The sequence below is a fragment of the Sphingobium agrisoli genome (genome assembly GCF_041877245.1).
In the GTDB taxonomy this organism is placed as follows: Bacteria; Pseudomonadota; Alphaproteobacteria; order Sphingomonadales; family Sphingomonadaceae; genus Sphingobium.
In genome coordinates this window covers 182,973-204,474 of the sequence record NZ_JBHDJI010000008.1, presented here as the reverse complement: position 1 = coordinate 204,474, position 21,502 = coordinate 182,973, and the positions used below count along the sequence as shown (strand labels likewise).

General features: G+C 65.1%; 20 protein-coding genes. 14 read left to right on the top strand and 6 right to left on the bottom strand.

Annotation, left to right across the window (positions count from 1 at the left end):
• Nucleotides 1-130: 130 nt before the first annotated feature.
• Both ACETPF_RS14695 and ACETPF_RS14690 read right to left on the bottom strand, forming a co-directional pair.
• Nucleotides 131-964 carry a nuclear transport factor 2 family protein gene (locus ACETPF_RS14695; protein WP_373935287.1) on the bottom strand — a complete coding sequence of 278 codons (834 nt, stop codon included), beginning with the start codon at nucleotides 962-964 and terminating at the stop codon, nucleotides 131-133.
• Nucleotides 961-1,344 (bottom strand): DoxX family protein, encoded by a 384-nt coding sequence (locus ACETPF_RS14690; RefSeq protein WP_373935286.1) that lies wholly within the window; start codon nucleotides 1,342-1,344, stop codon nucleotides 961-963. Before ACETPF_RS14690 ends, ACETPF_RS14695 begins: the two co-directional genes overlap by 4 nt.
• 165 nt (nucleotides 1,345-1,509) lie before the next feature.
• Here ACETPF_RS14690 and ACETPF_RS14685 point away from each other — a divergent pair, with 165 nt between their 5' ends.
• The 6 genes from ACETPF_RS14685 (at nucleotide 1,510) to ACETPF_RS14660 (ending at nucleotide 9,074) form a co-directional block, all read left to right on the top strand.
• Entirely contained in the window at nucleotides 1,510-2,517 is a 1,008-nt protein-coding gene (locus ACETPF_RS14685; RefSeq protein WP_373935285.1) for a sugar phosphate isomerase/epimerase family protein, read from the top strand.
• 15 nt (nucleotides 2,518-2,532) lie between these two features.
• Complete coding sequence (locus tag ACETPF_RS14680; RefSeq protein ID WP_373935284.1) at nucleotides 2,533-2,925, top strand: C-glycoside deglycosidase beta subunit domain-containing protein; 393 nt, start codon at nucleotides 2,533-2,535, stop codon at nucleotides 2,923-2,925.
• A 65-nt stretch (nucleotides 2,926-2,990) separates the two neighbouring features.
• The gene (locus tag ACETPF_RS14675) at nucleotides 2,991-5,381 is read left to right on the top strand and encodes a beta-glucosidase (protein ID WP_373935283.1); all 2,391 of its coding nucleotides are present in this window, start codon (nucleotides 2,991-2,993) and stop codon (nucleotides 5,379-5,381) included.
• 15 nt (nucleotides 5,382-5,396) lie between these two features.
• Complete coding sequence (locus tag ACETPF_RS14670; protein ID WP_373935282.1) at nucleotides 5,397-6,509, top strand: Gfo/Idh/MocA family protein; 1,113 nt, start codon at nucleotides 5,397-5,399, stop codon at nucleotides 6,507-6,509.
• A 10-nt stretch (nucleotides 6,510-6,519) separates the two neighbouring features.
• Nucleotides 6,520-7,575 carry a sugar phosphate isomerase/epimerase family protein gene (locus tag ACETPF_RS14665; protein ID WP_373935281.1) on the top strand — a complete coding sequence of 352 codons (1,056 nt, stop codon included), beginning with the start codon at nucleotides 6,520-6,522 and terminating at the stop codon, nucleotides 7,573-7,575.
• Nucleotides 7,575-9,074 (top strand): MFS transporter, encoded by a 1,500-nt coding sequence (locus ACETPF_RS14660; RefSeq protein ID WP_373935280.1) that lies wholly within the window; start codon nucleotides 7,575-7,577, stop codon nucleotides 9,072-9,074. The genes ACETPF_RS14665 and ACETPF_RS14660 overlap by 1 nt, the downstream gene beginning before the upstream one ends.
• Here ACETPF_RS14660 and ACETPF_RS14655 read toward each other — a convergent pair.
• Nucleotides 9,038-9,571 (bottom strand): hypothetical protein, encoded by a 534-nt coding sequence (locus ACETPF_RS14655; RefSeq protein ID WP_373935279.1) that lies wholly within the window; start codon nucleotides 9,569-9,571, stop codon nucleotides 9,038-9,040. The two genes, ACETPF_RS14660 and ACETPF_RS14655, sit on opposite strands and share 37 nt — an antisense overlap.
• Nucleotides 9,562-10,173, bottom strand: coding sequence for a thioredoxin family protein (locus ACETPF_RS14650; RefSeq protein WP_373935278.1), 612 nt, complete (start codon nucleotides 10,171-10,173; stop codon nucleotides 9,562-9,564). Before ACETPF_RS14650 ends, ACETPF_RS14655 begins: the two co-directional genes overlap by 10 nt.
• An 84-nt stretch (nucleotides 10,174-10,257) precedes the next feature.
• Here ACETPF_RS14650 and ACETPF_RS14645 point away from each other — a divergent pair, with 84 nt between their 5' ends.
• The gene (locus tag ACETPF_RS14645; protein ID WP_373935277.1) at nucleotides 10,258-10,881 is read left to right on the top strand and encodes a gluconate 2-dehydrogenase subunit 3 family protein; all 624 of its coding nucleotides are present in this window, start codon (nucleotides 10,258-10,260) and stop codon (nucleotides 10,879-10,881) included.
• Nucleotides 10,881-12,572 (top strand): GMC oxidoreductase, encoded by a 1,692-nt coding sequence (locus ACETPF_RS14640; RefSeq protein WP_373935276.1) that lies wholly within the window; start codon nucleotides 10,881-10,883, stop codon nucleotides 12,570-12,572. Before ACETPF_RS14645 ends, ACETPF_RS14640 begins: the two co-directional genes overlap by 1 nt.
• A gap of 16 nt (nucleotides 12,573-12,588) precedes the next feature.
• Here the strand turns inward: ACETPF_RS14640 and ACETPF_RS14635 are convergent, their stop codons facing one another.
• Together ACETPF_RS14635 and ACETPF_RS14630 are read right to left on the bottom strand one after the other, a co-directional pair.
• Nucleotides 12,589-13,515: an alpha/beta hydrolase gene (locus ACETPF_RS14635; protein WP_373935275.1), complete on the bottom strand. Its 927-nt coding sequence runs from the start codon at nucleotides 13,513-13,515 to the stop codon at nucleotides 12,589-12,591.
• Nucleotides 13,512-14,714, bottom strand: coding sequence for an MFS transporter (locus tag ACETPF_RS14630; protein WP_373935274.1), 1,203 nt, complete (start codon nucleotides 14,712-14,714; stop codon nucleotides 13,512-13,514). Before ACETPF_RS14630 ends, ACETPF_RS14635 begins: the two co-directional genes overlap by 4 nt.
• Before the next feature lie 157 nt (nucleotides 14,715-14,871).
• Here ACETPF_RS14630 and ACETPF_RS14625 point away from each other — a divergent pair, with 157 nt between their 5' ends.
• The 6 genes from ACETPF_RS14625 to ACETPF_RS14600 all read left to right on the top strand — a co-directional run bounded on the left by ACETPF_RS14625 (nucleotide 14,872) and on the right by ACETPF_RS14600 (nucleotide 21,439).
• Nucleotides 14,872-16,323, top strand: a complete 1,452-nt coding sequence (locus ACETPF_RS14625; protein ID WP_373935273.1) for an MFS transporter — start codon at nucleotides 14,872-14,874, stop codon at nucleotides 16,321-16,323.
• A 58-nt stretch (nucleotides 16,324-16,381) separates the two neighbouring features.
• The gene (locus ACETPF_RS14620) at nucleotides 16,382-17,497 is read left to right on the top strand and encodes an FAD-dependent oxidoreductase (RefSeq protein ID WP_373935272.1); all 1,116 of its coding nucleotides are present in this window, start codon (nucleotides 16,382-16,384) and stop codon (nucleotides 17,495-17,497) included.
• A gap of 11 nt (nucleotides 17,498-17,508) precedes the next feature.
• Entirely contained in the window at nucleotides 17,509-18,411 is a 903-nt protein-coding gene (locus ACETPF_RS14615; RefSeq protein WP_373935271.1) for a VOC family protein, read from the top strand.
• Between the two features lie 3 nt (nucleotides 18,412-18,414).
• Nucleotides 18,415-19,572 carry an alpha/beta hydrolase family protein gene (locus ACETPF_RS14610; protein ID WP_373935270.1) on the top strand — a complete coding sequence of 386 codons (1,158 nt, stop codon included), beginning with the start codon at nucleotides 18,415-18,417 and terminating at the stop codon, nucleotides 19,570-19,572.
• Nucleotides 19,573-19,701: 129 nt separating this feature from the next.
• Nucleotides 19,702-20,493: a cyclase family protein gene (locus tag ACETPF_RS14605; RefSeq protein ID WP_373935269.1), complete on the top strand. Its 792-nt coding sequence runs from the start codon at nucleotides 19,702-19,704 to the stop codon at nucleotides 20,491-20,493.
• A gap of 1 nt (nucleotide 20,494) precedes the next feature.
• A complete protein-coding gene (locus ACETPF_RS14600) occupies nucleotides 20,495-21,439 on the top strand; it encodes a fumarylacetoacetate hydrolase family protein (protein WP_373935268.1) in 945 nt (314 codons plus the stop codon).
• Nucleotides 21,440-21,502 lie beyond the last annotated feature (63 nt).

The following is a 21,502-nucleotide window of genomic DNA, read 5'->3' as shown; positions in this document are numbered from 1 at the left end:
GATACCTTCAGTCCCGCCGAATGCCGCAATTATCTCACCAACTCGGGGTACGGATCAATCTAATGTCATCCGACTCTAGCGTTCAACATGAGAGGGGGAAGGGGGCGGATCGTGGTCCACCCCCTTTTTGTCAGTAGGAGAAAGTCTCGGAGAAGGTGCGATACGGCACCGGTGGCTTCGCCTCCAGCGACTGCGCGCTGTCCGTGCGATAGGTGTTGTTCCGCACCGTCACTGGTTCATCCGCCTTGGGCATGAACACCGGCTTGCCGTCGTCGCCGACGTACATCAGGTCGACGTTGAAGGCGTCATCCTGCGCCGCCGCGGCAAAGGGGATCCAGCCCATCGAGTAGGGCGCGCGCGCAGTTTCGAAGCAGTGGAAGTGCCAGATCTTCCACTGGCCGTCCTGCTTGATGAAGTCGATGCCATATTTGAGATACACATTGTGCATCCACACCTTCTTGCCGTCGACTTCGACATTGGGTTCGAACATCCAGGCCGGCATGTTCTTGGCATGCTCGGGCTTGGTAAGGCCCGATTCGAGGCCGTTGACGATCCACAGGCCCTTGGCCGTCTGGCCGTCCTCTGCCACCTCGATAACCGGGGTCGTAACATAGTGCATCACCAGCTTGCCAATCGGCGACGGGCGGTCGCGATGATAGCTCATGATGCTGTCCCAATTGGTATATTTGCCGAGGTTCGAATATTGCGAACTGATCCCCGGCGTGCCCTTCTTCGCCCAGAGCGGGATGATCTGCGCGTCCTGGAACGCATTGTGCAAATACATGTAACGCGAGAAGAGATTCTCCACAGCCGCGCGGTCGTGCGCGGCGGTCGTCGCGCGCTCCAGCTTTTCCAGCTTGGCGCTAAGATCGGCGATGCTTTGCTGCTGCGCCAACGCTGGCACCGCGCCCATGATCGCGGCACCCGCCGCAGCCAGCATCAATTGCTGCTTCAAAAACCTCATTCTTCATTCTCCTCTGGTTGAACGTGATGGAAGCGCGATGCCGCCAGCACCAGCGCCGCAAGCGCTGAAAGCACGGCATTCTGGGGGAGCGCGGCCGTTTCGCCGCGCATGATGTGAACCAGCGCGGCGCAGCCCTGATTGGCGATCGCATAGAGCGCGACTCCGGCGACGATGCGCCGCCGCTCGGGTTGGAACACGCCGAAGATCAGCAGCAAGGCGGCGGCGATCAACTCGCTGAGGCCGACGGCGCGGCCCGGAATATCGGGCAACGCATTGGTCCACGCATGATGCTGCTCAAGCACCGCTCGCGCCGCGAAGCTCTTGAAATAGCCGAAGAAACCGAACGCCGCCGCCAGCATCAGCGCGGCCATGCGTGCCATTATGCGAACGCCAGACGCCATGTGGATAAATCCCCTCCGACAAATTCGGGCTTGACCTGCCCGACCCTTTATAGAATGAAGGTTCTAATTCGGATGCCCGATGGACGCAAGTGCCGCAGCCGAGTAAAAGCGGAATAGTCCGCACCCGAGAGAGCGAGGGGATCTATGGGTACGATCAAGCGGGGCGTGAGCCTTTACAGCTATCAGAACGAGACGTTTCAGGGCAAAATGACCCTGGAGGATTGCATCCGCACAAGCGCGGAGCTGGGCGCAAACGGCATCGAGATCATCGGCGAGCAGACCTTCTGGGGCTGGCCGGAGGTTGGCGTGGAAGACGCGAAGATCGACGAGTGGCATCAACTCATCGCCAAATATGACTGCGTGCCCGTCAGTCACGACTTCATGCTCGACTATAAGCGCTACAAGGGCCGCGAAATGCCCTTCGAAGAGCAGGTCGCGAGCGTGCGGAACGATGTCGATTTCGGCGCGCGCCTTGGCATGAAGTATATCCGGGCTCTTGTTTCGATCGCCCCTGAAGTGCTGGTCGCCGCCGCGCCCTATGCCGAGGAAAAGGGCATCAAGATCCTGATCGAGGTGCACGCGCCGCTGCATTTCGACCACCCCTGGATCATCCGCCATGCCGAAGCCTTCGAGAAGAGTGGATCGGATGCGCTGGGCTTCCTGCCCGACATGGGCATGTTCCTCCATGCCTATCCGCCCGTCATGGTCGAAAAGTTCAAGCGTCTGGGCGTCCCCGCCAATATCGCCGACTATATCGTCAAGGCGTATGAGGACCGGATGCTGAGCGAATATGTGATCCTGAACGTCCAGCAGATGGGTGGCACCGGGCCGTCGATCGCGATGGCGGAAGTGATCCGCCACAATTCGGCGTTCGAGCCGAAGCGCATGCTCGACTACATGCCGCGCATCCATAATATCCACGGCAAATTCTACCAGATGAACGCCGATTATGTGGAGCCGTCGATCCCCTACGATAAGATCGTCGATGTGCTGAAGCAGGGTGGCTATGACGGCTATATCTGCTCGGAATATGAGGGCAATCGCTGGATCGAGGACGTCGAGGAGCCCGACAGCGTCGAGCAGGTGCGTCGCCAGCAGGTGATGCTCGCACAGCTGATCGGCGAACCGGCGCCGACGGCGCTGGCCGCGTAAGGGGGAGAGCGGACCATGATGGACAACAAGATGATCTGCACCGAGCAGTTCGAAAATTATGTCGAGGATGGCGAGGTCAAGGGCTTCGCGTTTCTAGGCCGGCTGCCTTATTATCGCGGGCTTGGCCTCTCGATGGTCGAGGACATCCAGGTGAGCGTCGATGGCGAGAAGATCGCGCGGGAAGACGTGCGCTTCTCGGTGCGCGGCAAGACCTACACGCTCGACCAGATGGAGACGGTCTATGACGACCGCTGGAACTTCGGCGAAAAGGCGCGGATCATCGCGCTGAAGCCGGGCGGCCTGGCGCCGGGCAACCACCGCATCGAGTTCGCGGTGCGAATGCGCGTATCTTACCTGCCGTTCGTCCCGACGACCAAGGACGCCAAGGAACTGGCGCTCGCCGCCTGATCCCGGTGCGGGCGGCGGCCGTTGCCGCCGCCCGCTCGCCCGCGCTGTGCAATGGAATTCCACCAATGACTGATCTGACACTCGACCAGGCCGCATCGCTGACGGCCGGCGGGGCCATGTGGTCGTCTGTAGCGATCCCGGAGGCCGATATCCCGGCCTTTACGATGAGCGACGGCCCCATGGGCATCGCCAGCGGCAAGGTGGACGAACGTGACGTCGCGCGGCTTTCGCCCTGCGCTACGGCGCTTGGCGCGAGTTGGGACGTTGATCTGGCTCGCCGCATCGGCACGCTGGTCGGGCAGGAGGCGGTGGAGCGCGGCGTCGACGCCGTACTTGCGCCCAACGTCAATCTGGCACGCAGTCCGCTCGCCGGTCGTGCGTTCGAATATTTTTCCGAAGATCCGCTCCTCGCCGGCCTGCTTGGCGCGGCATGGATCGACGGACTGCAATCCACCGGCACAATGTCGGTGGTCAAGCATCTCGTCTGCAACGACAGCGAGACCGATCGCGATAATGTCGATGTCCGGGTGGACGAGCGGACGCTGCGTGAAGTCTATCTGCTCCCCTTCGAATTCGCGGCAAAGGCCGGCTGTGGGGGGATGCTGGCCGCCTATAACCGCGTCAACGGTCTGCACTGCGCCGAACAGCATCATGTTCTGACGACGATCGTAAAGGGCGACTGGGACTATCGCGGCGCGATCATGAGCGACTGGTTCGGCACCCATTCGACCGCGCCGACGCTCAATGCCGGGCTCGACCTGGAGATGCCGGGGCCGGCCCGCTTCCTCGGGCCGAAGGCGGCAATCGCGGCGGGGGCGGGCGAGATCGATCGTGCGCGGATAGACGATGCTGCCGCGCGTGTCGCGGCGCTCGCGCGGCGGGCGACCGGGCCGAAGACGGTCCCGCTGGGTGCCGACGAGATCGACGCGCTGCTGGTCGAGGCGGCGGCTGCCGGCTTCGTCATGTTGCGGAACGAAGGCGGCATCCTGCCGCTGGCGCCCGACGCGCTCGGGACATTGGCGGTGATTGGGCCCAATGCCGCCGCGCCCTGCTTCCAGGGCGGCACCTTCGCCAAGATATCGGTTTCGCCCGATCTGCCCTCGCCGATCGATGCGATCCGCAGCCGCTTCGGTCAATCGTGCGCCATTCTGTTCGAGCCCGGTGTCGATCCCGCGCCGCGCCTGCCGAATATGAATGTCGAGCCTGCGCGCGACCTGGACGACGGCTGCATGCGTGGCATGACGCTGGACTATTTCGAGAGCAAGGATTGTTCGGGCGCGCCGATCTCGAGCGAGACGCGCGACACCAATTCGCTGGTATGGTTCGTCGGCGTGCACGAACAGGCGAAGTTCGCCGCCGGCGGCTCGATCCGCGCAAGCGGCAGGTTCATGCCGCGGCGCGATGGCATTTATCGCTTCCATCTGGGCGCGACCGGCGTGTCGCGGATGCTGGTGGACGGGCGTGAAGTCGTCGCGACGACGCAGTGCCCGCCCGGCGACGTGATGGGGGTGCTCAAGGCTGGCGACTCCTCCATCGCGGAGATCGAATTGCCCGCCGGCGTGCCGGTCGACGTGGTGGTCGAGTTCACGTTCGAGCCGGCCCGCGTCCACGGGTTATGGTACGGCATCCGCGCGCCCGGCAGCCGGGAAGAGCTGCTGGCGTCTGCCGAGAATGCGGCGCGGCAGGCCGATGCCGTGGTGCTGATGGTCGGCGAGACATCGGACTCGAGCGTCGAGAGCAAGGATCGCCCGGACACGCTTCTGGCACCCGATCAGATCGAACTCATCGAGCGTGTCACCGCCGCCAATCCTCGTACGATCATCGTCGCCAATGTCGGCCATGCGTTCGACACCTCTTGGGAGGAGCGCGGCGCGGCGCTCATCAGCGCTTGGTATCCCGGCGAAGGCTTCGCCCATGCCATCGCCGACGTGCTGGCGGGCGACCGGGAGCCGGGCGGGCGCATGCCCGTGACGATCGCGCGCGACGAGGCCGATTATCCCGGCTATTGTCTGAAGCCCGACGCGGATGGGCAACTGCGCTATACGGACGGGACACGATTTGGCTATCGCGGCCTCATTGCCGCTGGCAGGCCGGCGCGGCACACGCTGGGCGCCGGGTCGGGCTATGCGGCATTCGAGTGGAGCGAGGCTGCCGTAGAGGGCAACGCCGTCGCGGTGACTGTCGCCAACGTCTCGGCGCGGGCCGGCAGCGACGTCGTGCAACTCTATCGCGACCAGCCTGAAACCACGCTGATCGGGTTTGCAAAGGTTCACCTTGCCCCCGGCGAAAGCGCGCGGGTGCGGCTTCCGCTTGCGCGGCGGCGCTTCATGCGCTGGTCCGACCATGGCTGGACCGATCTTGGCGAGCAGGTCGATGTGCGGCTGGCCCGCCATGCCGAGGATGCTGGAACGGCGCTGATCGTGAATGTCGCCGCGCTGCCGATGTCAGGGTTATAAGCGAGGGACGCAGATATGCGCTTGCGGATGGGGATGATCGGGGGCGGACCGGGGGCGTTCATTGGCCCGGTGCATCGGATAGCCGCCGAGCTGGACCGCGAAATCGAACTGGTCGCTGGCGTGTTCAGCAGCGACGCCGGCCGTTCCCGCGCCGCCGCGCTGGACTATCGCATCGATGCCGCCCGGGCCTATCCTGACCTCGCGACGATGTTCGCGGCCGAGGCCGTACGCGAGGACGGCATCGATTTCGTGACCATCGCAAGCCCGAACCATCATCATCTTCCCGCCGCACGCGCCGCGCTCGCCGCAGGGATCGCGGTGATGAGCGACAAGCCGATGACTGCATCACTGGCGGAAGCGCGCGACCTTGCCGACCTCGTCGCGCAGGCGGGGCGGCCCTATGGGCTGACCTATACCTATTCGGGCTATCCGTTGGTGCGCGAAGCGCGGTCGCGGATCGCCGCCGGCGCGATCGGGACGGTACGAAAGGTCGTTGTCGAATATCCGCAAGGCTGGCTGGCCGGCGCGGCGAATGGCAAGCAGGCCGAATGGCGCGTCGACCCGGCGCGAGCCGGGGCTGGGGGGTGCATCGGCGATATCGGCGTCCATGCCTTTCAACTCGCGGAGTTCGTCACTGGCCTTAAGGTAACGCGCCTGCTGGCGGACCTCGCGGCGGTGGTGCCCGGCCGGCTGCTTGACGACGACTGTACGGTTCTGCTGCGCTTCGACAACGGCGCGCGCGGCGTGCTGCTCGCCTCGCAGATCGAGGTGGGCGAACTTAACGGGCTGCGTATTAGGATATATGGCGACAAAGGCGGCCTTATCTGGCGGCAGGAGACACCGAACGAACTGACGCTGCACGCTATGGACGGGCGGACCGAGATCGTCCGCGCGGGCGATGCTTCGTTGGGCGTCGATGCCCGCGCGCGCAGCCGCACCCCGGGCGGGCATCCCGAGGGGTATCTGGAGGCGTTTGCCAATCTCTACCGCGACTTCGCGGCACAGTTGCGCGGCGAGCCCGCGCCGCTGCTGCCCGGCGCGGCGGAGGGGCTGCGCGGGATGGCGTTCATCGAGACGGCGGTTGCGGCGAGTCGCGACGACGCCGGCTGGGTCGATCTGACACTGTAAGGAGAGGGCGATGAAGACGTTGAAAGGGCCGGGCATCTTCCTCGCCCAATTTGCGGGCGATACCGCGCCGTTCAACTCGCTCGACAGCATCGCGGCCTGGGTCGCCTCATTGGGCTATAAGGGCATTCAGATCCCCAGCTGGGACAAGCGGTTGTTCGACCTCGACCGCGCGGCGGAGAGCCAGGATTATTGCGACGAAGTGGCGGGCATAGCCGCGTCCCACGGCCTGTCGATCACCGAACTTTCGACCCATCTTCAGGGGCAGCTGGTCGCGGTGCATCCCGCCTATGACGCGCAATTCGACGGCTTCGCGGCGGAGCATGTGCGTGGCAACCCTGCGGCGCGGCAGGCATGGGCCGTCGATCAGGTGAAGACGGCGGCGACCGCCAGTCGCCGCCTTGGCCTCAAGGCGCATGCCAGCTTTTCGGGCGCGCTGGCATGGCCCTATGCCTATCCCTGGCCGCAACGCCCCGCCGGGTTGGTGGAGGATGCATTCGACGAACTGGCCCGACGCTGGCGGCCTGTCCTCGATCATTTCGACGGCGAGGGGGTTGATATCGGCTTCGAGATTCACCCGGGCGAAGACCTGCATGATGGCGTCACGTTCGAGATGTTCCTGGAGCGGGTGAACAACCACCCGCGCGCCAACATTCTTTATGATCCCAGCCACTTCGTGCTGCAACAGCTCGACTATCTCCAGTTCATCGACATCTATCACGAGCGCATCAAATGCTTCCATGTGAAGGATGCGGAGTTCCGGCCGAATGGCCGCTCAGGGGTCTATGGCGGCTACCAGGGCTGGGTCGACCGACCCGGCCGGTTCCGCAGCCTTGGCGATGGGCAGGTCGATTTCAGCGGCATCTTCTCGAAGATGGCGGCGTATGACTTCGCCGGATGGGCGGTTCTGGAATGGGAATGTGCGCTCAAGCACCCCGAACAGGGCGCGGCGGAAGGCGCGCCGTTCATCGACCGCCATATCATCCGCGTTACAGAACATGCCTTCGACGATTTTGCCGCCGGGGGCGCTGATCGCGACCTCAACAAACGCATCATGGGCATCGCCTGATGGTCGCGGTCGAGGCGGGCCAGCTGCCGCCGCTCGCTTGGTCGACGCGCTTTGCCTTCATGGCCTGCGCCATGCCGGAGCTGATCAAGAGCTTTGCCTGGGACGCTTTCGTGCTGTTCTACTACGCGCAGGTGATCGGGCTGAGCGGCTTTCTGCTCGGCCTGGCGCTCGCCGTCATTCTGGTGTTCGACGCCGTGGCCGATCCCTATATCGGCGCTTTGTCTGACCGGATGGACCGCGCCCCGCTCGGTCGGCGGCATACGCTGATGGCGGCGGCGGTGGTGCCGTTCGTCATCGGGATCGCCATGGTGTTCCGTGTCCCGGCCGATCTTGGCCAATGGCAGATATTTGCCTGGCTGCTCGGCTTTGGCCTGCTTGCGCGGGTCGGCATCTCCTTCTGGACTGTGCCGGCCTATGCGATGGGCGGGGAGCTGACCCGCGACAGCGGCGAGCGCAATCTGGTCGCGGTCATGCGCAACATGGGTAACCAGCTTGCGATCCTGACCGTGCCCTGGGCGGCATTCGCCTGGTTCTTCGTGCCGGGCGGAGGCTATACCAAGCCGCAGCTTAACCCCGCACCCTATCCCGATTTCGGGCTGTTCGTGGCAGCGGTGGGCGGCACGCTGATGATCGTCGGCCTGCTCGGCACGCGATCGCGGATGAAGCAGGTGGAAAGGCTTGACCGCACGCTCGCCGCCGAAGCGCCCGAAACGCTGCCGCAACTCTTCCGTCGCCTTGCCGCCGCGATCCGGCTGACGCCCAATGTCGGGCTTCTGCTGCTGGTCGCGCTGCTCGTGCTGTTCGTCAATTCGGTCGTCAATCAGCTGACGCTGCACCTCGCCACCTATTTCTGGCAGCTCGACGGCGCGTGGACGCCGCGCCTGCTGATCGCAGGCGTATGTGGGTCGATCGTGGCGATGTTTGTCGCGCCTGCTTGGATGAAGCTCATTGGAACCCGCGCGGCGATGATTTCGGGCCTTGCCGTGTTCTTCCTGGTGCAGGCTGGCGCGGTGCTGTTGCCGTTGCTCGGTTTTGCCCCGCTGCCCGCGACGGCGGCAATTGGAGCGTTCGTCTTCCTGTTCCGGGTGCTCGGCGGTTTTGCCTATGGTCTTTACGTCGTTCCGTTCAATACCGTGACCTACGATATCGGCGACGAGCATGAGGCAAATACGGGCAAGCCGCAGCAGGGATTGGTCGCAAGCTTCATGTTCATCGGGCTTCAGGTCGGTAGCGGTCTGGTCGCGCTCTCCGCCGGATCGTTCCTCGGCATCATCGATTTCCCCGCCGGCCTGCCGGTCGATCAGATGCCGCAGGACAAGGTGCGCGCGCTCGCCTGGTTCGTCACCGGCCTCATCCTGGTGGCGGGCATGGCGATGGCGTGGCTGGTCGGACGGTTCGACGTGTCGGCGGAAAAGCAGGCCCGCATCCGCGCCGATCTTGCCCGGATGCGCGCTCGGGACGGTCAGCCCGCCGGCGCGAATTCGGCCCCTGCGCCATAGAAGCGGACCGTGCCGTCGGCGTCCGCCGCGCTGACTCCGATGCAGAGTTGCAGCCCGAAACGCAGCGGCAGCACCGGGCTGAACGGGAGGGTGGTCAGCCGCCGCGCCGACGCCGGATAATAGTCGCGCCATTGGTCGGGCGGATCGAACGGCTCCGGCTCGCTTGGCGGCTCGACCAGCCGCTCGGTCAAAGGTAGCCGCTCCATCCCGCCATGCTGGAGCACCAGCCAATGGAGTCGCGCGCCGTCCAGCACCTCCCACATCAGCGACAATTGGACGAGTGCCATCGGCTGGCCTTCGCGCATGACGGGCGTGGGCAGCGGAAAGTGGAACCAGGCTTCCTTGCCTGCGCGCAGCCGGAAGCTGGAAAAGAAGCCGCGATGCCATCCAAAGCCGTCCGACCAGTCAGCGCCATCGACCGGCGCGAAATATTCGATGCCCCGCTCTTGCGGCACGACCGCGGCGGCGGGCACCCAGATGCACTCGGTCACGCCCATTCCGGTTCATTCCCTTCCAGCCACTTGATCGAGCAGCCGGCGCTCGCCTGTTGCGGCTGCGGCGGCGCTTCGCCCGCCAGCATCGCATCGACCGCGCGGCGCATATCCTGGCCCGTCACCGGCAGGTCGGTGCGGAGCGGCGGCAGGCCGGGCACCGGCGGGCGGTTGATCTTAGGCCGGCTGGCGTCGAACTGCCCGGCGTAGAAGAGTCGCAGATCGTGGTCGAACAAGAAGAAATCGGGCGTGCAGATCGCCTCATAGGCGATCGCGACCCGCTGGTCGGAATCGTGCAGATAGGGAAAGGTGAAGCCGCGATCGATCGCGAACCGCTTCATATGCGCGAAATCATCCTCGGGAAATTCGACGATGTCGTTGGACGAAATAGCAACGACGCCCACCCCGCGCGCCTGGCATTCGCCGGCGAACGCCACGAACGCATCGATGACATGCAGCACGAACGGGCAATGATTGCAGATGAAGGCGACGACCAGGCCATTGGCGCCCGCAACATCCGCCAGAGTTCGCACCTTGTCTTCGGTGTCGCTCAGCGCGAAGTCCGGCGCCGGCGTACCGAGCGGCATCATGCGCGACATCCTCAGCATCATACTCTCCCGCTAGAAATAGAATATACATTCTGATATCAGCGGGAATCGATAGCGGCAAGGGCCGGCAGGGAGAGGAAGAGCATGTCCCAGGAGGGATGGAGCAGGCGGGAATTGGGTGGCGCGGCGGCGTTGCTGGCGGCGGTGGTGGGCCTGCCCGCCGCGGTGGTCATGCTGTCGAAAGCCGATGCGGCAGACGCGCCGACGGACCGTCAGCGGACGATGATGCGCGCCGTGAGCCAACTGGTCGTGCCGTGCACCGCGACAGCGGGGGCAGGCGATGTGGGTGTCGGCGACTTTGTGATCCTCGCGCTGGAGCATGGGCTGGATGGCACACGCAGCCCGGCTGCGTCCGATGCGCTGCCGCCGCTCGCGATCGCCCATCTGCGCCGGGACGGCAGCTTGCGCTATCTCGACTGGCTGGAGGCGGAGCTTGATCGCGCCGCGAACGGCAACTGGATCGGCAAGCCGGAAGCGCGCCAGGCCGCGCTGCTGACCAAGTTCGACGCCGACGCCTATGCGGCGAAAGGCGACCACCCCTGGAAGAAAGTGAAGGGATTGATCCTGACCGGCTATTATACTTCCGAAACCGGCGGCGCGCGCGAGCTGCGTTATGAGCTGACGCCGGGCCGTTACGACCCTGCCGTCGCGATCAAGCCGGGCGACCGCGCCTATTCGAGCGACTGGACAGCGGTGGATTTCGGCTGATGGCAAACGACATGCAATTCGACGCGATCGTCGTCGGCTCCGGCATCACAGGCGGCTGGGCCGCCAAAGAACTGACCGAGGCGGGGCTGAAAGTGCTGATGCTTGAGCGTGGGCGCAAGATCGAGCATCAGGTCGACTATACGACCGAGACGAAGGCGCCGTGGGAGATGCCGTTTCGCGGCATTGGCGACGCGCAGAAATATGCGCGGGAATATCCGGTGCAGATGCTCAACCGCCATTTCACCGAATTCACCGAGCCGCATTTCGTCAACGATGCCGAGAACCCTTATAGCCAGGGCGAAGGGACCGATTTCACCTGGTTCCGCAGCTATCAGCTCGGCGGGCGCTCGCTCACCTGGGGGCGGCAATCCTATCGCTGGTCGGACTATGATTTCGGCGCCAACGCGCGCGACGGTCATGGCATCGACTGGCCGATCCGCTATGCCGACATTGCGCCTTGGTACGACAAGGTCGAGGAGTTCATCGGCGTGTCCGGCGCGGCCGAAGGGTTGCCGCAACTGCCCGACGGCAAGTTCCAGCCGCCGATGGCGCTCAACGTGGTCGAGCAGGCGGTGCGTGAGCGGATTTCGGCGCGCTGGCCGGAGCGGCGGCTGACCATCGGGCGCACCGCAAATCTCACTGAGGCGAAGGAAGGACGCGCCGAATGCCAGCGTCGATCGATCTGCGCGCGCGGATGTTCCTACGGCGCCTATTTTTCGACGCAGTCGAGCACGCTGCCCGCCGCGCGCAACACCGGCAACCTGACGTTGGTCACCGACGCGGTGGTGGAAAAGATCGACTATGATCCCGCCACCCGCCGCGTTACCGGCGTGCGCTGGATCGACACGAAGACCAAGGCGCGCGGCAGCGCCACGGCGCGCATCGTGTTTCTGAACGCCGGCGCGTTCAACTCGGTGCACCTGTTGCTCAATTCCGCCAGCGAAGCGATGCCGAACGGCCTCGCCAATTCGAGCGGGGTTCTCGGCACGCACATCATGGACCATGCCAGCACGCTCGCGGCGATGGCTCTGATGCCGGGGTTCGAGCAGTGGACCACCTTTGGCAACCGGCCGACCGGCGTTGTCATTCCGCGCTTTCGCAACATGGATCGGATGGACGGCGTGGGGCATAGCCGTGGCTTCTCCTATCAGGGCGGCGCTCTGCAATCGGGCTGGACACGCGGCAAGCGCGAGGCCGGGATCGGCGCGGCGTACAAGGATTCGCTCCAGCCACCGGGCGCGTGGCGGATGGTCCTGGTCGCCTTCGCCGACTGCGTGCCGCGCAAGACCAACCGGCTGACGCTCGATCGCACGCGCACCGACGCTAACGGACTGCCCTTGCTGAAGGTCGATTTCGCCTTCGGTGCGGAGGAACATGCCGCGCTGACGCAGGCCAAGGCGGACGCGGGCGAAATGATGCGCCATGCCGGCGGTCAGGTCATCATGGGCTTCGACAAGCCCAATCCGGGCGGCAGCGCGATCCACGAAATGGGCGGCGCGCGGATGGGTAATGATCCGGCGACATCGGTGTTGAACAAGTGGAGCCAGGCGCACGATGCGGCCAACCTGTTCGTGACCGACGGCGCCCAGATGAGTTCTTCGGCATGCCAGAACCCCTCGCTCACCTACATGGCGCTCACCGCGCGTGCCTGCGACGCGGTGGTGGGGATGATGCGGCAGGGGACAATCTGAACCGGCGCGGGGTGGCTCAGTCGCCGGCTTTCAGCATTCCGATGCTGCCCAGCCAGCGGTAGAATTGCTCGATCCATCCCTCCGAAGCCGTGCCAGTACGCCCGAGCCCAAACCCGTGGCCGCCATTGGCGAGCAAGTGGAATTCGACCGGGCGACCCGCCTTGCGGTACGAATCGATCAACGGGAAGCCATCCAGTCCGCGCAGCAGAAAATCGTCGGCGGCGATCGTGACGAACATGGGGGGCGCGTCAGCGGGCACTGCCATGGCCGTCATTTTGGGGTAGATCGGGGCGGCGAATGCGGGCATCTGCGCGCCGCCCTGCGCGACAACCGAGCGGGTCAGGAAACCGCCCGCCGAAAAACCCATGAAGCCGATACGCTTGGGATCGACCTTATAGGCCGCTGCGTTGGCATGGACATGGGCGAGCGCGGCCAAACCATCGGCCAGCGCTTCGAACGGCGTGTCCTTCGGGTTGGCGAAGCTGACCTGTTCGCCCGCGATCATGCGGTTGAACTCCGCTTCCCAAATCCCATTGTCGCGCGGCGTCGGCAGCACGCGATATTTGAGCACGAAGGCGGCAATGCCATGATTGGCGAGCCAGCGCGCGACCTGCCAACCTTCCGCATCGATGGCGAGGCCGAGAAAGCCGCCGCCCGGCGCAACGATCACCGCAGCCCCGGTGGACGGACCTGCGGGCAGGACAGGCGTCAGCGTCGGGTGCGATATGTTGCGGACACCGATTGACCCGTTCTGGAGCATCCATTGCTCGCGATCCGCGCCGGTCCGGGGTGCTGTCGGCAACTGTACCGCGCCGGTCTGTAACGGCGCGTCGATGACGTCATAGCGGAACCGGGGCGGCGCCTGCGCCGCCGTTGGCAACGGGGCGGCAAGGGTGGCCAGCAGTGCGAGGCGCAGCGCAACCGAGGGAGCCTGCCGGATCATGCGGTTGCCCTCGTCACGGAACTCGGTCGCCCGATGATGACCAATGCAGCCGCCGCCCCGGCGATGCCGACGATCCCGGCCATCAGGAATGCGCCCTGCATCGTGCCCGTCTGCGCGCGAACCATGCTGACGATCAGCGGCGAGACGAACTGACCGAAGAAGAAGCAGGCGGTCCATACCCCCATGCCGCGGCCGCGATGGGCATAGGGCAACTGACCCTGCGCCCAGTAGATCAGCGTGACGACCCCCATGCCCGCGCCGGTCTGCTGCACCGCCATGCCCAGCACCATCATCCGCCAGTCGGTCGCGAGGCCGATGATCGCAAGTCCCGCACCCAGCGTCGCCAGGAATGCGGATAATTGCCCACGTGAGCTGACGCCGTTGCGCCCGAGCAGCCAGTAAATGACCGCGCCCAGCAGCACGAACAGGCTAGGCAGCGCGGTGATCCGGCCGATCTTGCCGGGATCGCTGACCCCCAGTTCCTGCCAGACCAGCCCGCCATTGATAATGAAGACATAATAGAGGATCGAGGAGAACAGCGTCACGCCCCCGATCGTCGCGAAGACGCGCCACGGCGTCGCGCCGGCGGGCGCGGCTGCGGCGGCTGCCGCCCGTTCGGATTGAGGCTCATACATGTAGCGCAGCATTGCGAGGAAGATGGGGAAGGCGACCAGATAGAGCAGGAAGATGCCGTTCCACCGCCACGCCGCGAGCGTTCCGGCAAAGAAGATCATCAGCGACGACAGACCCGGCCCGATCAATCCCTGAAGCGTCAACCAGTTGCGCCGGCCGCGCTCGTCCCAATAATCCGCGATGAGGGTGTTGAGCGTCGTCAGAATCGCCGCCTCGCTCAGCCCAAGAAGCAGGCGCGAGGCATAAATGGCGTCGAGCGATTCGAGCAGAAAGGGCACCGCCCCAAAGAAGCCGTAGAAGAGGGTGGAGACCAGCAGCAGCTTGCGCCGGCCGAACCTGTCGACCAGCATGCCGACGAAAAGCGCAACCACCGCGATCGTCAGCCCTGGCGCGGAAACCATCGCCGGCACTTTCCACCCGGCGTTGGGATCGGCGCTGAAATGCTGGATCATTGCCGGCACCGCCGGGAACATCGACACGATCGCCATGATCGGCAGAAAGCCGGCGATGATGACGGTCAATCCTTGCGGCACGCCCGGCGTGCGCGTTGCTGATGAAGCATTCAACGCATCTACTCCCCTTCAGCGCGGCTGTTGCAGCTGGATGCGGCACCGTCGCTCTGCTTGACGATAGGGCAATCTGAACGATAATAGAAGGATGATTTTAATTTGTCGCGCGCAAGCGGGCGGCCGGCAACAAGCGCGTGGGGATGGGATGGAGAGGGTGGCGGACGCAACAGGCGGCAACGGGGCCGGGAAGACGATGACCGATCGGCAACGCACGCTTGCCTTCGTCACGGTGCTGATCGCACTTGTGCTTGAAGTGGCGGACACCACGATCGTGAACACGGCCCTGCCCGTGATCCGGCAGACGTTGAGCGCGTCGCCGGCCGCGATGCAGTGGATCGTCGCGGGCTATCTGCTTGTGCTGGGATCGTTGCTGCTGCTGGGCGGGCGGCTGGGCGATGCGTTCGGCCATCGCCGCATGTTCCTGATCGGGGTCGGCGCATTCATCGCCACGTCGACGTTGTGCGGCATGGCGCAGACCCCTCAGCAACTGGTCGTCGCGCGTCTGCTCCAGGGCGGGGCCGGTGCGATGATGGGGCCGCAGGTGATGGCGATCGTGCAGATCCTGTTTACCCCGCTGGAGCGAGTTGCGCGGCTGGCATGGTTCGGCGTGATCGGGGGGCTGGCGGCCATTGTCGGGCCGATCGTCGGCGGCCTGCTGATCGAAGCAAACCTGCTGGGCCTTGGCTGGCGGCTGATCTTTCTCATCAACCTGCCGATCGGGCTGCTCGCCCTGTGGCTGGGCGTGCGCACCATTCCGCACAAGGACGCCGGTCACCGTCTGCGAGTCGACCTGCCGGGTGCGGCGCTTTTCGCTGCCGGCTTCGCTGGGCTGTTGCTCGCCTTGATCGACGGGGCGGAACATAACTGGCCCGCCTGGACTTTGCTGAGCGCCGCGGTCGGCATTGCCGCGATCGTAGCGGGCTGGACGCGCGCCGTCGCTCGACGCAAGCGCGACCTGTCGGCCATGATCGAGCCAGCGCTGTTTCAGTTGCGGACCTTTCGCTGGGGGCTGCTGGCAATCCTGGCCTTCGCCGCGTCCGCGGCCGGCTTTCTGCTGGTTCTGGCGGTGACGCTGCAACAGGGGCTGGGCAAGTCGCCGCTGGCGACCGCGCTGCTTCACATGCCGTTCGGCCTTGGCGTGATGGCCGGGATCAGCCTGATCGGCAAGCGCTATTTGCCCCGATTCGGGCGCTGGCTTCTGGTCAGCGGCGCGGCGGTCATGGCGATTGGCGGCGCTCTGGCATTGGCGCTGCTGGCGCAGGGAATAGGGGGCGGCGTGGCGCTGATCGCTCTGCTCGGGCTCGCCGGCATGGGCATGGGCATGATCGCCGGGCCGCTGCCGCCGGTCGTCGTCGCCGACGTGGATCGGGCATTTGCTGGCACCGCCAGCGCGACCTTGCGAACCGCTCAGCAAATCGGCGGGGCGCTGGGCATCGCGCTCATCGGCTCCGCCTATTTCGCCGCCGCCAGCGGCGAAGGCGCCGGGCGTTTGAGCGGCCTCTTGCCGGCAGGCGCGGTGTTCGTGACGCTGTTGCTGCTGTCTTGCGTCGCGGCGTTGCGCCTGCCGGCGGATATTTTCGGCACGCGGGGTGGCCGGGAGCGTTGACGGAAACGCACGGCTTATTTAGAGTCGTGATTCTAATATAGTCGATCTGGAGAGGCTGGTGGAAGGAGAACGCTGTCTGATCGTCGGCGGCGGGATTGGGGGTCTCACCGCCGCCGTGGCGCTCGCGCGCAGCGGCCAGCGCGTGACTGTGATCGAACGGGAACCACGCTGGTCGATCTATGGCGTGGGCATCATACAGCAGGCCAATGTCGTACGCGCGATGGCGCAACTCGGCCTCGCAGATGCCTATGTCGATGCCGGTGTGCCGTTCGATCAGGTCGCGATCCACGCGCCCGACGGCCAACTGGTCGCGCGCATTCCCTCGCCGCGCCTCGCTGAAGGCTATCCGCCCAATGTCGGGATGAGCCGCCGCAAGCTGCACGATGTTCTGCTCACCCGCGCCGGGCAACTGGGCGTGGAGGTGCGTAAGGGCGCGACGCTCGCCGGCCTGGAAGACGAAGCCGACGGCGTTGCGGTCACGTTTGCCGACGGAACCAGTGGCCGATTCGATTTCGTCGTCGGCGCGGACGGCATTTACTCGCAACTGCGCGCGCGCCTGTTCCCGGAAGCACCGCGCCCGGCGTTCGCAGGACAGGCGGTGTGGCGGTACAATCTGCCGCGCCCTGACGATCTTGATGCGCTGCATGTCTTCAACGGCCCCACCGGAGTCGGCCTGGTGCCGATGAGCGCCGAGACGATGTATATGTTCGTGACGACCCCCGAGCCCGGCAACCCGCATTATCCAAAAGCTGGCCTTGCCGGGGCGATGCGCGCCAAGCTGGCGCAGGCGTCACCGGCCATCCGGGCTCTCGCCGACCTAATCGTGGACGATGATGAAGTCGTCTATCGGCCGCTCGAGCATCTGTTCCTGGAGGGCCCCTGGCATCGCGGTCGTATCGTCCTGTTGGGCGACGCGGTCCACGCGACGACGCCGCATCTCGGCCAGGGAGCCGGGCTCGCGATAGAGGATGCCGTCGTGCTGGCGGAGGAAGTCGCCCGCCACGACACGCCCCAGGCCGCCTTCGCCGCCTATCACACCCGGCGCGCGGATCGCTGCCGCTTCGTCTGCGATCTCTCGCTGTCAATCTGTCGCGGGCAGATCGGCGAGGGCGAACCCATCGACAATGCTCGGGCGACGGCGGCGATGTTCGCCCGCACCGCCGAGCCTATCTGAAGGAAGATGTGATGAGCCGCGTGACGGAAATTCGCTTTGTCGGCTACGGGGTCGAGGATTTCGACGCCGAGCGGGCATTTTATGCCGATGATTGGGGTCTGGTGGAGGTCGCGTCGGACCCTGACACCATCTGGTTCAAGACCCACGGCCATGACGAGCATCATGTCGTCCGCCTGCATCGTTCGCCAAGCAACTGCGTGGAGGTGATCGCGCTGGCCGCCGACAGTCGCGCCGATGTCGATGCGCTGCAGGCCCGCGTGGCAGAGGCGGGGTGCAAGATCATCCACGAGGCGCGCGAGCTGACCGGGCCGGGCGGCGGTTACGGCTTCCGCTTCTTCTCGCCCGATGGCCTGCCGTTCGAGATTTCGAGCGACGTCGCGCGCGGCGATCGGCGCGACATGCAGCGCTGGGAAGGCATGCCGGTCAAGATCAGCCATATCGTGCTGCACTCGCCCGACCATCAGGCGGCGGTGAAGTTTTTTGTCGACGTGCTGGGGTTCAGGGTCAGCGATTGGCTGGGCGACTTCATGTGTTTCCTGCGCTGCAACTCGGCGCATCATCGCCTCGCCATTTTGCCGGGGCCACCCTGCCTCAACCATGTCGCCTACGACATGCTGACGGTGGACGACATGTTTCGCGGCGCGAGCCGGCTGAAGAAGCGCGGCACCGATATTCGCTGGGGGCCGGGTCGCCACACGGCTGGCAACAACACATTCAGCTATTTCACCACGCCGGGCGGCTTTGCCGTCGAATATACGTCGGAACTGGACGAGGTCGATTTCGACGCGCATGTCCATCAGGTGCACATTCCGGGGCCGCAAGTCATGGATCAATGGGGCACTGGCGTCGGCGGCCCGCAGACCATGCCGCATCCGCATCCCGACCCCTGCCTGTTCACGCCGGCGAGCCTCTGACTTATGGCACTCTACGAGCCCTTCCCCAATTATATCTGGAACCTGTCGGTCGCGATCGCGATGGAGAGCGGTGGGCAGATCGGCGAGATCGTCGACATGTGCCAGCCCATCAAGGATGCGTCTGCGAACGGGGCCGACGCGGGCACGCCCATGTTCATGAAGGCGTGGGCGGGGATGGGGGACAAGCTGCTCGACCTGGCGGCCGAGGACGAAGCGAAGGGCAGAGCTTTCTCCGCCTCGAACAAGCTGGAGCGGGCGTCGCTCTATCTGTTCACCGCCGAACGTATGCAGGGGCATGGCGCGCCGGGGCGTGAGGAAACATATGCCAGGGCTCGGTCGGCGTTCGACCGATCTACGGCTTTGGGCAAGCTGAACCGCGAGCGGGTCGAGATTCCGCTCGCGACCGGCACCATACCCGCGCTCTTCACCCGCGCGCCGGGCGAGGGGCAAAAGCCGGTCGTAGTCTTCTGCAACGGCCTCGATAGCTGCAAGGAACTGCTCTATTGGACGCGGCTGCCGCATGAACTGTCGCGGCGGGGCATTTCCACCCTGTGCGTCGATCAGCCCGGATCGGGCGAAGCGCTGCGGCTGCAGGGCCTGCCTGTCGATCCGCACAGCGAAAGCTGGGCAAGCAAGGCGGTGGATTGGCTGGAGCGGCAGCCCGAGGTCGATCCCAAGCGGATCGGCATGACCGGCATTTCCCTGGGCGGCCATTTCGCGCCGCGCGCGGTGGCCTATGAGCCCCGCTTCGCCAGCGGCGCGGTATGGGGCGCGAACCATAATTGGCGCGAGGTGCAGGACCGGCGCATGGCGCGCGAGGGCGAGAACCCCGTCCCCCATTATTGGGCGCATGTCCACTGGGCCTTCGGCGCGAAGGACCAGGCGGATTTCCTCGCCAAGTCGGAAGCGATGAACCTCAACGGCCATATGGACCGGATCAAGGTGCCGTTCCTGGTTACCCACGGCGCGAACGACCGCCAGATCAGCGTCGCTTATGCCGACGATCTTTACGACCAGCTGGTCAACAGCCCCCGCCGCGAGAAGATGATCTTCACCTCGCGCGAGGGCGGCGTCGAACATGTCGGCGCCGATAATATGGCCTATGGCCGCGATCTGATTTCCGACTGGTTTGCCGAAACGCTTGGTGGCGGGACGGCGTGACCGGATCATGAAGCGTCCTTTTTGTTTTGAAATACAGGCTCGCCCGCCTGTGATGCCGCCGGTCGGCCGCGCCTTCTCCCCTTGGCGCGACCGGCCGGCGGGCTTTTATTCCCCGCCGGAGCTTGTGCCATGACCCGCCGTTTCGTCGACCTGTCGATCACCCTCTGCAACGATGTGGTCAGCGATCCACCCTTCCTGAAGCCGGAGATCAGCTACCAGACGCATATGGACACTGCGCCCGAGCTGGACATTTTCTTCCCCGGCGTGACGGCGAAGGATACGCCGGACGAGGCGGGCTTCGCAGCGTCGGAATGGGTGAAGCTGACCACCCACAGCGGCACGCATCTCGACGCGCCCTATCATTTCCATCCGACGATGAACGCCAAGGACGGCGAACCCGAGCGGTCCATCACCATCGACGAGGTGCCGCTGGACTGGTGCTTCCGCCCGGGGGTGAAGCTCGACTTCCGGCATTTTTCCGATGGTTATGTCGTCACCGCGCAGGATGTGAAGGACGAGCTCGCGCGCATCGGCCATGACCTTCAACCGCTCGACATCGTGCTGGTGAACACGGCGGCGGGCAAGGCGCTGGGCCGGCCCGACTATGTCAATGTCGGCTGTGGGATGGGTTATGAGGCGACCATCTATCTGACCTCGCGCGGCGTGCGCGTCACCGGCACGGACGCCTGGAGCTGGGACGCGCCGTTCGCCCATACCGCGCAGAAGGTGAAGGAAACCGGCGACACTTCGCTCATCTGGGAAGGACATAAGGCGGGCCGCGACATCGGCTATTGCCACCTCGAAAAACTGCATAATCTCGAAGCGCTGCCCGGCAACGGCTTCACCGTCAGCTGTTTCCCGCACAAGATCAAGGGCGCGTCGGCGGGCTGGACCCGCGCCGTCGCCATCTTCGAGGACTGATATGCGCCTTGCCACGCTCGACAACGGCACCCCCGACGGCGCGCTGATCATCGTGTCGCGCGACGCGCGGCGCTGTCTGCACGCGGGCGGCACTTTACAGCAGGCCATCGAGGACTGGAGCGTCGCAGAGCCAGCGCTGCGATCGCTCGCGGCGCGGCTGGAGGATGGCTCGGGCGACACGCTCGACCATGGTCGCCTGCTCGCCCCCTTGCCCCGCGCCTGGCAGTGGCTCGATGGCTCCGCCTTCCCCCAGCATGGCGATCTGATGCAGCAGGCGTTCAACCTGCCGCCGATCGAAACCGACCGCCCGCTCATGTATCAGGGCCTGTCCGATCGCTTCCTGCCCGGCCATGCCGACGTGCCGCTGCCGACCGAAGCGGACGGCATCGATTTCGAGGGCGAATATGGCGTCATCACCGACGCTGTGCCGATGGGCGTCACGCCGGAACAGGCGCTGCCCCATATCAAGCTGGTCCTCCTCATCAACGACTGGTCGCTGCGCGCCATCGCGCCGATCGAGATGAAGACCGGGTTCGGCTGGGTTCAGGCCAAGCCCGCCTGTTCAGCCGCGCCCTTCGCGGTCACGCCCGATGAACTGGGCGGGGCATGGGCCGACGGCCGCGTCCACCTGCCGCTCCACGTCAGGCTGAACGGCCGGTGGTTCGGCAGCCCGAATGGCCGGGAAATGGCCTTCGGCTTTCACGATCTTGTCGCCCACGCCGCGCGCACCCGCAACCTCGTCGCCGGAACGATCATCGGATCGGGCACTGTATCCAACGCCGACTATGCCAAAGTCGGCTCCGCCTGCATTTCCGAGCGTCGCGCCATCGAAATGATCGAGACCGGCAGCCCCCGCACGCCCTTCATGGCCTTTGGCGACAGGGTCGCTTTGTCTGCCGAAGGCAATATCTTTGGACCAATAGACCAGCTGGTCGCGAGGGCATGATCCTCTGTCCGGCCGGAAATCAGTGAAACGCTAGGGTCGTCCTGATCGCGATCGGCTGCGTCT

Bases quoted from the DNA above. Each gene is read 5' to 3' on its own strand.
- ACETPF_RS14600 (WP_373935268.1), top strand. From the start codon at position 20,495: ATGCGCCTTGCCACGCTCGACAACGGCACCCCCGACGGCGCGCTGATC.
- ACETPF_RS14685 (WP_373935285.1), top strand. From the start codon at position 1,510: ATGGGTACGATCAAGCGGGGCGTGAGCCTTTACAGCTATCAGAACGAG.
- ACETPF_RS14640 (WP_373935276.1), top strand. From the start codon at position 10,881: ATGGCAAACGACATGCAATTCGACGCGATCGTCGTCGGCTCCGGCATC.
- ACETPF_RS14635 (WP_373935275.1), bottom strand. From the start codon at position 13,515: ATGATCCGGCAGGCTCCCTCGGTTGCGCTGCGCCTCGCACTGCTGGCC.
- ACETPF_RS14655 (WP_373935279.1), bottom strand. From the start codon at position 9,571: ATGGGCGTGACCGAGTGCATCTGGGTGCCCGCCGCCGCGGTCGTGCCG.
- ACETPF_RS14670 (WP_373935282.1), top strand. From the start codon at position 5,397: ATGCGCTTGCGGATGGGGATGATCGGGGGCGGACCGGGGGCGTTCATT.
- ACETPF_RS14645 (WP_373935277.1), top strand. From the start codon at position 10,258: ATGTCCCAGGAGGGATGGAGCAGGCGGGAATTGGGTGGCGCGGCGGCG.
- ACETPF_RS14695 (WP_373935287.1), bottom strand. From the start codon at position 964: ATGAGGTTTTTGAAGCAGCAATTGATGCTGGCTGCGGCGGGTGCCGCG.
- ACETPF_RS14615 (WP_373935271.1), top strand. From the start codon at position 17,509: ATGAGCCGCGTGACGGAAATTCGCTTTGTCGGCTACGGGGTCGAGGAT.
- ACETPF_RS14680 (WP_373935284.1), top strand. From the start codon at position 2,533: ATGATGGACAACAAGATGATCTGCACCGAGCAGTTCGAAAATTATGTC.
- ACETPF_RS14675 (WP_373935283.1), top strand. From the start codon at position 2,991: ATGACTGATCTGACACTCGACCAGGCCGCATCGCTGACGGCCGGCGGG.
- ACETPF_RS14660 (WP_373935280.1), top strand. From the start codon at position 7,575: ATGGTCGCGGTCGAGGCGGGCCAGCTGCCGCCGCTCGCTTGGTCGACG.
- ACETPF_RS14610 (WP_373935270.1), top strand. From the start codon at position 18,415: ATGGCACTCTACGAGCCCTTCCCCAATTATATCTGGAACCTGTCGGTC.
- ACETPF_RS14665 (WP_373935281.1), top strand. From the start codon at position 6,520: ATGAAGACGTTGAAAGGGCCGGGCATCTTCCTCGCCCAATTTGCGGGC.
- ACETPF_RS14650 (WP_373935278.1), bottom strand. From the start codon at position 10,173: ATGCTGAGGATGTCGCGCATGATGCCGCTCGGTACGCCGGCGCCGGAC.
- ACETPF_RS14690 (WP_373935286.1), bottom strand. From the start codon at position 1,344: ATGGCACGCATGGCCGCGCTGATGCTGGCGGCGGCGTTCGGTTTCTTC.
- ACETPF_RS14605 (WP_373935269.1), top strand. From the start codon at position 19,702: ATGACCCGCCGTTTCGTCGACCTGTCGATCACCCTCTGCAACGATGTG.